This window comes from Sphingopyxis witflariensis, assembly GCF_002205635.1.
In the GTDB taxonomy this organism is placed as follows: domain Bacteria; phylum Pseudomonadota; class Alphaproteobacteria; order Sphingomonadales; family Sphingomonadaceae; genus Sphingopyxis; species Sphingopyxis witflariensis.
Genome location: NZ_NISJ01000001.1, coordinates 493,811 through 503,916, shown reverse-complemented (window position 1 = coordinate 503,916; position 10,106 = coordinate 493,811). Strand labels below are relative to the sequence as shown.

9 protein-coding genes are annotated in these 10,106 nt (G+C 62.4%); 3 read left to right on the top strand and 6 right to left on the bottom strand.

What is annotated here, in order from left to right; genetic code table 11:
• Positions 1-6 precede the first annotated feature (6 nt).
• The 3 genes from dgcA to CDQ91_RS02380 all read right to left on the bottom strand — a co-directional run bounded on the left by dgcA (position 7) and on the right by CDQ91_RS02380 (position 3,002).
• Complete coding sequence (gene dgcA / locus CDQ91_RS02390) at positions 7-999, bottom strand: N-acetyl-D-Glu racemase DgcA (RefSeq protein ID WP_088471413.1); 993 nt, start codon at positions 997-999, stop codon at positions 7-9.
• A 10-nt stretch (positions 1,000-1,009) separates the two neighbouring features.
• Complete coding sequence (gene dgcN / locus CDQ91_RS02385; RefSeq protein ID WP_088471086.1) at positions 1,010-2,020, bottom strand: N-acetyltransferase DgcN; 1,011 nt, start codon at positions 2,018-2,020, stop codon at positions 1,010-1,012.
• A 97-nt stretch (positions 2,021-2,117) separates the two neighbouring features.
• On the bottom strand, positions 2,118-3,002 hold the full coding sequence (locus CDQ91_RS02380) for a LysR family transcriptional regulator (RefSeq protein ID WP_088471085.1): 885 nt from the start codon (positions 3,000-3,002) through the stop codon (positions 2,118-2,120).
• Between the two features lie 171 nt (positions 3,003-3,173).
• Between CDQ91_RS02380 and CDQ91_RS02375 the strand changes: the two genes are divergently transcribed.
• Positions 3,174-4,817 carry an N-acyl-D-amino-acid deacylase family protein gene (locus tag CDQ91_RS02375; protein ID WP_088471084.1) on the top strand — a complete coding sequence of 548 codons (1,644 nt, stop codon included), beginning with the start codon at positions 3,174-3,176 and terminating at the stop codon, positions 4,815-4,817.
• Between the two features lie 56 nt (positions 4,818-4,873).
• Here the strand turns inward: CDQ91_RS02375 and CDQ91_RS02370 are convergent, their stop codons facing one another.
• Genes CDQ91_RS02370 through CDQ91_RS02360 form a run of 3 tightly spaced genes read right to left on the bottom strand, consistent with a single transcriptional unit; the run spans position 4,874 to position 8,415 of the window.
• Positions 4,874-6,142 carry a dihydrolipoamide acetyltransferase family protein gene (locus CDQ91_RS02370; protein WP_088471083.1) on the bottom strand — a complete coding sequence of 423 codons (1,269 nt, stop codon included), beginning with the start codon at positions 6,140-6,142 and terminating at the stop codon, positions 4,874-4,876.
• Between the two features lies 1 nt (position 6,143).
• Positions 6,144-7,151 carry an alpha-ketoacid dehydrogenase subunit beta gene (locus CDQ91_RS02365; RefSeq protein ID WP_088471082.1) on the bottom strand — a complete coding sequence of 336 codons (1,008 nt, stop codon included), beginning with the start codon at positions 7,149-7,151 and terminating at the stop codon, positions 6,144-6,146.
• A 13-nt stretch (positions 7,152-7,164) separates the two neighbouring features.
• Positions 7,165-8,415: a thiamine pyrophosphate-dependent enzyme gene (locus CDQ91_RS02360; protein ID WP_237245780.1), complete on the bottom strand. Its 1,251-nt coding sequence runs from the start codon at positions 8,413-8,415 to the stop codon at positions 7,165-7,167.
• A gap of 133 nt (positions 8,416-8,548) precedes the next feature.
• Between CDQ91_RS02360 and CDQ91_RS02355 the strand changes: the two genes are divergently transcribed.
• On the top strand, positions 8,549-9,013 hold the full coding sequence (locus CDQ91_RS02355) for an Lrp/AsnC family transcriptional regulator (RefSeq protein ID WP_088471080.1): 465 nt from the start codon (positions 8,549-8,551) through the stop codon (positions 9,011-9,013).
• A 136-nt stretch (positions 9,014-9,149) separates the two neighbouring features.
• Positions 9,150-9,851, top strand: coding sequence for a helix-turn-helix domain-containing protein (locus CDQ91_RS02350; RefSeq protein ID WP_088471079.1), 702 nt, complete (start codon positions 9,150-9,152; stop codon positions 9,849-9,851).
• Positions 9,852-10,106: the final 255 nt, after the last annotated feature.

Genomic DNA, 10,106 nt, shown 5'->3' with positions numbered 1-10,106 from the left:
ATCGTATCAAGATCCGCCCCAGAAGCCGGACCGTGGCGGCGACAACATGCCGTTCGCCCCGCTGACGCCGCCCTTGCGATCCTTGGCGAGCCAGAGCGGTCCGTCAAGGTCGGTAAAGCTGCTATCGACGGCAAGCGCCCACGCCGGCGCGATCGACAGCGACGAACAGATCATACATCCCGTCATGACATCCAGCCCGCGCTGCCGCGCCGCGCGTGCGAGGTCGAGCGCTGCGGTCAGTCCGCCCGCCTTGTCGAGCTTGATATTCACCACCCGATAGCCGTCGGGCAGGGCGTCGAGGTCCGCTGCGACATGGATCGATTCGTCTGCCGCGACCGGGATGGCGGACCGGAAACCGGCGAGGTCGCCGTCGGCATCGGCCGGCAGCGGCTGTTCGAGCAGGTCGACGCGCAAATCGATCATCAGGCCTTGCAGGTCGCGCACTTCGTCGATCGTCCAGCTTTCATTGGGATCGACGATCATCCGCGGAGCAGGCGCTGCGGCGCGAACGGCGCGGAGGAGCGTGGCGGGATCGCCTCGGTCAACCTTGACCTTCAGCAGCGGCACGTCGGCGAGCATCGCGGCGGCGCGCGCCATGCGTTCGGGGGTGTCGAGGCTGATCGTCATCGCGGTCGCGATCGGGCGGAGCGGTTGCTCCAGATCGAGCGCCGCCGCGATGTCGCTGCCCGCCAGCCGCAGTTCCAGATCCCACAGCGCGCAATCGATCGCGTTGCGCGCGGCGCCCGCGGGCATCATCCGGAGCAGCTCCTGCCGCCCCAGCCCCTGTTCGATCGCGCCGCGCACCGCCTCGATTGCCCTGATTGTGCTTTCGACGCTCTCTCCATAGCGGGGATAGGGCACACATTCGCCGCGCCCGGTGACGCCTTCCCAGGTGATGGCGACGGTCACGACTTCGGCAGCGGTCTTGACCCCGCGCGCGATGCGAAAAGGGGCGTGCAGAGGAAATGTCTCGCCGGCGACGGTCAGGGTGCGGTGCATCATCAGCGGGTCAGGCCGGTTCGTCGTGCAATAACTGGTCGACTATCGCCTCCACCCCAAAGCGATATGGATCGCTGGTCGGCAGGCCCAGCGCGGCTTCAGTCTTGGCGCACAGCGCGATCGCCTCGTCCTCGGGCATGGCCGAGGTGTTGAGGGCGATTCCTACCACCCGCACGTCGGCATTGGTCAGCCGCGCGGCGCGCAGATTGGCTTCCAGGCATTCGGCGAGGTCGGGCAGCGCATAATGCGGCAGGCCGCGCATGTGCGGGCGCACAGGGTCGTGGCACAGGACGAGCGCATCGGGCTGCGCGCCGTGGAGCAGGCCCATCGAGACCCCGGCAAAGGAGGGGTGATAGAGCGAGCCTTGACCTTCGATCAGGTCCCAGCCGCCATCGGTACGCGCGGGCGAAATCTGTTCGATTGCGCCCGAGATGAAATCGGCGACCACGGCGTCGAGCGGAACGCCGTCGCCCGCGACCAATATGCCCGTCTGCCCAGTCGCGCGGAAATCGGCCGCCACGCCGCGCTTTTCGAGCGCGCTGGCGAGGCACAGCGTCGTATACATCTTGCCGACCGAACAGTCGGTGCCGACGGTTAGCAGCCGCTTGCCCGCGCGCCGCTTGCCATTGCCGACGGGAATGTCGGGCCGCGGATCGCGCACATCGTGCAGCGCGCGGCCGAGGCGTGCTGCGGCTTCGGTAAGGCGGGGCACGGCGTTCAGCCGCTGGTGCAGGCCCGATGCGATATCGAGCCCCGCTTCCATCGCGGCCAGCGCATCGACGATCAAATCTTCGCCCAGCTTTCCGCCCGCATTGGCGATGCCCAGCACCAGCGTTCGCGCGCCAGCCGCGCGCGCTGCGGCGAAATCCATGCGGGGGAGGCCCAGAGTCAGCCCGCAATCATCGTGGCGATATTCGCCGACAGAGATGTCGGGCCGGAACACGGCAAGCCCGCGCGAGGTCTTGATGTCGGCGGCGTCGTTGCTGTGGCCGAGATAGAGAAGATAGGGCGTTTCGATCATGGATCAGGGAAACCTGCGTGATGGTGAGAAGCGGCAACTCTATCCCTACCCTTGGCGCCGCCCCAATATCTAGCGCCACATCGCCTATAGCCTGATGCTATAGCCCCTCGATCACCGTCGAGAGCATGGTGAGGAAATCCGACGCCGTTCGCGATGGCGGCCGATTTTGCAGATAGACTGCATTGATGTCGAAGGTGATCGCGGGCTGCAACGGCCGACTAGCGAGGCCTGGGGGCAATGCGGCGTGGGCCGTGAAATTATCGACGATCGCCATGCCGACCCCGGCGCCAACCAGCGCGGCCGCCACATAATAGGTCCGCGCCGACACCACCTCGTCGAGAACGACCTCGAGGCGATTGAGTTCGCTCGACAGCATTCGCCCGATCGGGCCGCCCTGGATCGGGCTGATGAACTTGTGCCCGCACAGCTCGTCAAGGCGCAACCGCGGCGGTGCGGCGGGCATATCCTCTTCGCGATAGATGACCACCAACTCGCCTTCTCCGATCACCTGATGCGCGACCGGGGCCGATAGTGGTACCTCGAAGCTGATCGCGATGTCGGTTTCGCGTTCATAGAGTTTGCGCACCATTTCATCATGATGCAGCGTCTGGAGATCGAACATGATGTCCTCATGCCCTTCGAGAAACCGGGCCACCGCCTCGGGAATCGCACCCAAACCCAGCGAGGGAAGCGCCGAAATGCGTAACAGCCCGCCGCGCCCATGACGCATATTCTGACAAGCCTGCCTCAGCGATCGCACCCGGTCCTGAATGTCGGATACCTCGGCGAACAAAGTATGCGCGTCCTGCGTCGGAATCAGCCGCCCTTTCGACCGTTCGAACAAGGGCAGGCCAATCGAGCGTTCGGCATGGCGCAACACCTTGGTTACCGAGGGCTGCGACACGTTGAGCGACCGCGCCGCGGCGCTGACCGTACCGTGCAGGAACACCGCGTGGAATATCTCGATCTGGCGCAGGTTCATCTCTTGGGCCCCAAAGCTGCGATCATCGGGCGTTCGGTCCACCCTCTTTTTGGCTGAAATTTATGTCGATTTTGACCTATATGCCATTGGGTTATAGGTGGTGCAACAACGCTCTCTGGACGCAGAGCGCGCATTGGGGACATCCTCGTCGCATCATTCTCCGGAAGGATCATGCCGTTGCTGCCTGCCTCGCTTTCCCTTCATCGGACGATCGCTTCGCTTACCACCGTCGCTGCGCTGCTCTGTGTAGCGGCGGCGCGGGCGGACGAGCCGGTCGATATCCTCATCCGCGGCGGGATGATCTATGACGGCGGCACGGGCGAAGCTTTCGTCGGCGATGTCGCGATCCGCGGCGACCGGATCGTCTATGTGGGACGCCCCGGTCATTATTCGGCAGGCCGGGTCATCGACGCAAAGGGCATGATCGTCGCGCCCGGCTTCATCGATCCGCACACCCACGCCGACAGCTTCATCCGCTCGCCCGACAAAGCGGTGCGCGTCAACGCGGCCTGGCTCAATCAAGGTGTGACCACCGTGATGATCGGCGTGGATGGTTCGGGCACACCTGACGTGGCGGAGGATGCGGGCAAGCTGGCGGCGTCGGGCATCGGCACCAATATCGTGTCGTTCGTGGGTTTCGGTCCCGTCCGCCAGCGGGTGCTCGGCCACGATGCTCGCGCGCCGAATGCGGCGGAGCTTGGCCAGATGAAAGCGCTGGTGGCCCAAGGTATGTGCGAGGGCGCCGTGGGTTTTTCCGCCGGACTTTTCTATCCACCACAAAGCTTTGCTAAGACCGATGAAGTCATCGCCGTAGCGCGGGAGGCGGCGATCCGCGGTGGCCTTTACGACACGCATCAGCGCGATGAATCAAGCTATAGCATCGGCCTGATTGGATCGGTGAAGGAGGCCATCGACATCGGCCGGCAGGCTGGAATACCGGTCCATTTCGCCCATCTGAAAGCGCTGGGCGTCGATGTCCATGGACAGGCCAGCGCCGTAATCGCCGTGATCGACGCGGCGCGCAAGGCGGGCGTGGATGTGACCGCCGATCAATATCCCTGGCTTGCGTCCGGGTCGAATCTCGACGCCTCGCTGCTGCCGCGTTGGTCGGTCGATGGCGGTAGCGCGGCGTTGCTGAAGCGGCTCGACGATCCTGCTGGGCTGGCGCGGATTCGTGGCGAAATGCAGGAAAATCTTCGTCGACGTGGTGACGCTGGGGCACTGTTGCTGATCGCCGAGGGTTTTCCATGGACCGGGAAAACGCTGGAGCAAGTGGCAACGGAGTGGAAAATGGATTCGCGCGACGCGGCGCTTCGCATCATCCGCCAGAGTGTCGAGGCGAAGGATCGGGGAGAGAGGGGCGGGGGCGCCGCCATCGCCTCCTTCAACATGAAGCAGGCGGATGTCGATCTGCTGATGCAGCAGTCGTGGATGGTGACATCGTCCGACGGGTCGGACGGCCACCCCCGCATGTTCGCAACCTTTCCCGAAAAATATGTCCGCTATGTTCGCGACCGGAAAATCATCAGTCTGCCGACCTTCATCCGCCAGTCTACAGGGCTGACCGCGGATATCTACAAGCTCGATCGGCGCGGCTATCTTCGTCAGGGCTATTTCGCCGACGTGGTCGTTATCGATCCTGCCCAATATGCACCGCGCGCCGACTATGTGCGCCCGCGCGAACTGAGCGTCGGTGTACGCAAGCTGTTCGTTAACGGTCAACTGGCGGTCGATGACAGTCGAACGACCGGCGTAGCAGCGGGTCAGGCGTTGCTGCGGCCTCCCCCGACCGGCTGCTCCCAAGGGCATGGCTGAAGGAAGCGAATTCGACGCCTCATTTTGAGGAGTCCTCGCCGCCCGGGGGATTTTTATCAATCCGCAAATAGCAGAACCGGCGTTTCGACGAGCTTCTTGAGCGCCTGGACATAGCTTGCGGCATCCCATCCATCGACGACGCGGTGGTCGCAGCTGATCGACAGGTTCATCAACTTGGCGCGCCGGATTTCGTCGCCGTCGAACACCGGGCGTTCGACGATCTTGTTCGGACCGATGATCGCCACTTCAGGACGATTGATCACCGGCGTTGTCGCAATCCCGCCGAGCGGGCCGAGCGAGGTGATCGTCAGTGTCGAACCCGACAGCTCATCGACCTTCGCCTTGCCGGTGCGCGCGGCTTCGGCAAGACGCGTGATCTCGCTGGCCAACTGCCACACATTCTTGTCCTGCGCGTCGCGGATCACCGGGACCATCAGCCCTGCATCGGTCTGCGTCGCCATACCAAGATGCACCGCGCCGTAACGGGTCACGATGCCCGCCTCATCATCATAGCGCGCGTTGATCATCGGAAATTGCGGAATGGTGCGGCAGATCGCGACGATCAGGAAGGGCAGCATCGTCAGTTTCGGGCGGCCGCCGCGATTGGCGTTGAGGTCAGCGCGCATCTCTTCAAGCGCGGTGACATCCATTTCGTCCACATAGGTGAAGTGCGGAATCGCACGCTTCGACGCCGCCATATTCTCGGCGATCTTGCGGCGCATGCCGATGACCTTGATCGGCTCGTCGGCGCGCGCGCGCGATGCTCCCGGCGCATGATAGCCTTGCCCGCCGCTGTAGCGCAGGAAGGCGTCGAGGTCGGCATGGCGGATGCGGTCACCCTCAGCGTGGACCTGGCCAAGGTCGACACCCAGATCCCTGGCGCGCGCGCGAACCGCGGGCGATGCGAGGACGGGCTTGCCAAGATCGACCGGTGCGGAAACAGAGGCCGGCGCCGGGGGAGAGATCGGCGCCGGCTTGGGCGCCGGTGCAGCAAGTTGCACAGGCGCCATAACTTCAACGACAGGGATTTCCGCGACCTTGGCGGACGGCACCTCGACCGGCACCTCCTCAACCGCATCGTCGCTGTCGGTCTCGATCACCGCGAGGGTCGAGCCGATCGGGATCAGATCACCGACCTCGCCCGCGAGCTCAACGACGATCCCTGATACCGGCGATTCCATTTCAACCGTCGCCTTGTCTGTCATCATATCGGCGAGTTGCGCGTCTTCCTCGACGCGCTCGCCGATCTTGACGTGCCAGGCGACGATTTCGGCCTCGGCGATGCCTTCGCCAATGTCGGGAAGACGGAATGAATAGCGGGCCATGTCAGGCTTCCCCAGTGACGCGCCGCAGCGCCTTGATGAGCCGCGCGGGCCCCGGAAAATAATCCCATTCGAACGCATGCGGATAGGGGGTATCCCAGCCGCAAACGCGCTCGACCGGAGCTTCGAGATGATAGAAGCAGCGTTCCTGCACCAGCGCCGACAATTCGCCGCCAAAGCCGCCGAAGCGCGAGGCTTCGTGCAAAATAACGCAGCGCCCCGTCTTTTGCACGGAGGCGACGATCGCGTCGATGTCGAGGGGGACGATCGAGCGCAGGTCGATCAGTTCAGCATCGATGCCGCATTCCTCGATCGCCGACAGTGCGACATGGACCATCGTGCCATAGGCGAGCACGGTCGCCGCCTCGCCCTCGCGCACCGTCGCTGCCTTGCCGAGCGGGATCCGATACAGCCCCTCGGGCACTTCGGCGGCGGGATGTCCGTGCCAGCCCGGTACCTGCTGGTCGGGGCGTCCGTCGAACGGGCCGTTATAAAGCCGTTTGGGCTCGAGGAAAATCACCGGATCATCATCCTCGATCGCCGCGATCAGCAATCCCTTGGCGTCATAGGGCGTTGACGGGATCACTGTCTTGAGCCCGGTTATATGCGCGAAAATTGCCTCGGGCGACTGGCTGTGCGTCTGGCCACCGAAGATGCCGCCGCCATAGGGCGAACGCACCGTAATCGGGGCTGTAAATTCCCCAGACGAACGATAGCGCAGCCGTGCGGCTTCCGACACGAGCTGGTCGTATGCGGGTAGGATATAGTCTGCGAACTGGATTTCGGGGACCGGGCGCAGGCCATAGGCGCCCATGCCAATCGCGGTCGCAATGATACCGCTTTCGGCGATCGGTGCATCGAAACAGCGCTGAAGGCCGAAGCGCTCCTGCAATCCGGCGGTGACGCGGAACACGCCGCCGAAATAGCCGACATCCTCGCCGAAAATGAGGACGTCGGCGTCGTCAGCGAGCTTGTCGGCCAGTGCCGAATTAAGCGCCTGGATCATCGTCATGGATGGCATGGTATTAAAGTCCCAGCTCTGTTCGTTGTTCGTCGATGCGCCAGTCGGCGTCCTTGAAGACACATTCGAACATTTCGCCGACCGGCGGCTTGGACGCGCCCAATGTGCCGACGGCTTCGGCCGCCTTGACCGCAGCCTTCACCTCATCGTCGAGCTGTTTTGTCAGCGCTGCATGCCGTTCTTCGTCCCACACTCCGATCGCGATGAGATGGGCTTTGAGCCGGTCGACCGGGTCGCCGAGTGGCCAGTGATCGGCCTCGTCCTTCGGGCGATATTGGGTGGGGTCGTCGCTCGTCGAATGGCCTGCGACGCGATAGGTCACGAATTCGATGAGGGTCGAGCCGAGGTTCGCGCGCGCGCGTTCGGCCGCCCATTGCGTTGCCGCCCAGACCGCGAGGAAATCATTGCCATCGACTCGGAGCCCCGGGATGCCATAGGCGAGCGCCTTGGCGGCAAAGGTTGCTGTTTCGGCGCCCGCGATGCCGGTGAAGCTGGAGATCGCCCACTGGTTGTTTGTCACACACAGGATGACCGGCGCACGATAGACCGCGGCGAAGGTCAGTGCCTCGTGGAAATCGCCTTCGGCGGTTGTGCCGTCGCCGACCATGCCGAGCGCGATCCCCTCGTCGCCGCGATAGGCCGACGCCATCGCCCAGCCGACGGCATGACCAAAGCGACTGCCAAGATTGCCCGACAGCGAATAGAAACCATAGTCGCGCGCCGAATAGAGGATCGGTAGCTGGCGCCCGGCGAGCGGGTCGGCGGCGTTGGAGAAAATCTGGTTCACCAGCGCGTCGAGCGGATAGTCACGCGCCATCAGCCAGCCGAGCATGCGATAGGTCGGGAAGCACATATCGTTGCGGCCGAGAGCCATACTCTGTGCGACCGCGATCGCCTCTTCGCCGGTACATTTCATGTAGAAGCTGGTTTTGCCCTGCCGGTGTGCGCGAAACAGCCGGTCGTCAAAAATACGTGTGCGCAGCATCGCCGCGAGGCCCGCTATCAGTTGCTCGGCATCAAGCCCGGGTGCCCACGGCCCCACGGCATGGCCATCGTCGTCCAGCACTCGGATCAGCGTATAGGGCAGGTGCCGGACATCGGCCTCGACGGTGTCGATATCGGGACGCGCAACCGCGCCCGCTTCGGCTAAAGCGAGATTGCCAAAATGCGCCGCCTCACCCGGACGAGCGACCGGCTCAGGAATATGCAGGCGAAGCGGCAGCCGGTTCGGCCGAAGGACAGGAGCGTTTGACACAGCGTATTTGTACCGCGAACGCATTGAAATGGGATTGCGTTGTTTGCTCGGAATCGTCGATTTATGGTAATCTGATTGCGTGGAATGCAATTTTATTGCAATGCAATTCCAACTTAACGATCAAGGTGAGCGAATGGATTTCAAGATTGATGCATTCGACCGAAAGATCCTGCGCTGCCTGCAGGATGAGCCGCAGCTGTCGATGGTCGAGGTCGCCGAGCGCGTCGGCCTGTCGCATACGCCGTGCTGGCGCCGGGTGCGCCGTATGGAAGAAGCGGGCCTGATTCTCGGCCGTTCATTCATGCTCGACGCGGTGGGGCTCGGCTATCCGGTGAATGTCTTTGCCCAGATCAAGATCCGCAATCATGAAGAGCCGGTGCTCGAGGCCTTTGAAGCGGCGGTGCGTGGCCATGCTGAAATCGTCGAATGCTTCTCGATGAGTGGTGAGAGTGATTATGTGTTGCGCGTGCTGGCGCGCAGCATCGAGGATTATGAACAATTTCTGCGCAAGACGCTTTTGCATCTGCCCGGCGTCGGCGCGATCAACTCGAGTTTTGCGCTGAAGCCGGTCAAAGTCACCACCGCCATTCCTGTTTGAATCAGGCTCTGTGTCGCGCCCAGGCGATCGAGAAAGTGGACTTTATTCATCCAGCGCGTAATTTTCTTTTTCAAAAGCTGCGATTTTGCAAGCTGTCGCGCTTGATAGATAGGATAGATGAGCAAATATGTGCTAAATGGGAAAGAGGATTGAAAGGACACCGATGCCATCTACCAGTCACCTAAGCTCACCCGGTCGCGATCGACGGCCCGCCGTCGACGGAAATCCGGGAATTTTTCTGAGAGAGCTTCGGAACGAGAAGGGGTGGACGCTCGCCGAAGTTAGCGAGCGTACGCGGATTCCCGTTTCAACCTTGTCAAAGATTGAAACTGGCAAAATGTCCCTCAGCTATGAGAAGCTGCTGCGGCTCAGTCAGGGGCTCGACATCGATATCACGCAGTTGTTTTCGGCCGCCACATCTCAACCCGTCGCCACACATGCCGCGACGGGGCGGCGCAGCATCACCCCCCTCGGTGAAGGGCCTTCGATCGAAACCGCAACCTATAACTACACCTATCCTTCGGCCGACCTCCTTAACAAGCTTCTGAACCCCATGATTATCGAGGTAAAGGTGCGTTCGATTGAGGATTTCGGCGACCTGATGCGCCATTCGGGCGAAGAATATGTGATCGTTCTTGAGGGGGAGTGCGAGTTTCACAGCGATATTTACGCACCGTCGCGTCTCAAAACGGGCGATTCGGTCTATTTCGATGCTTCGATGGGGCATGGCTATGTTGCGGTCGGCGAGAGGCCATGCCGCATATTGTCCGTTTGTTCCGCGACCGACGCCGACCTGAAGTCGGCTCTCCATCCCGTCGATGGTGGGCAGCGCGCCTAGCACTGCGCGCGAAATATTCTGTACTGTGATCGCTGCGGGGGCGGCTGTCAGGCTCGCGAAGCCGTGCTTTGCTGCAGGGGTGCTCGCCCAGCCTGTCGTTTTCTGAAAAATGCATCGCGTTGTGGGGTGGTTCTCGCGCGCATCTGCCGGATCGACTGGATCGCAGTCGCCGTTGACAAATTTCAGCACAGCCTGTCTATATCAGAAATTGAAAATATTTCAGAATGAGAAATTTCTGCATGTGCGGTCGCGACT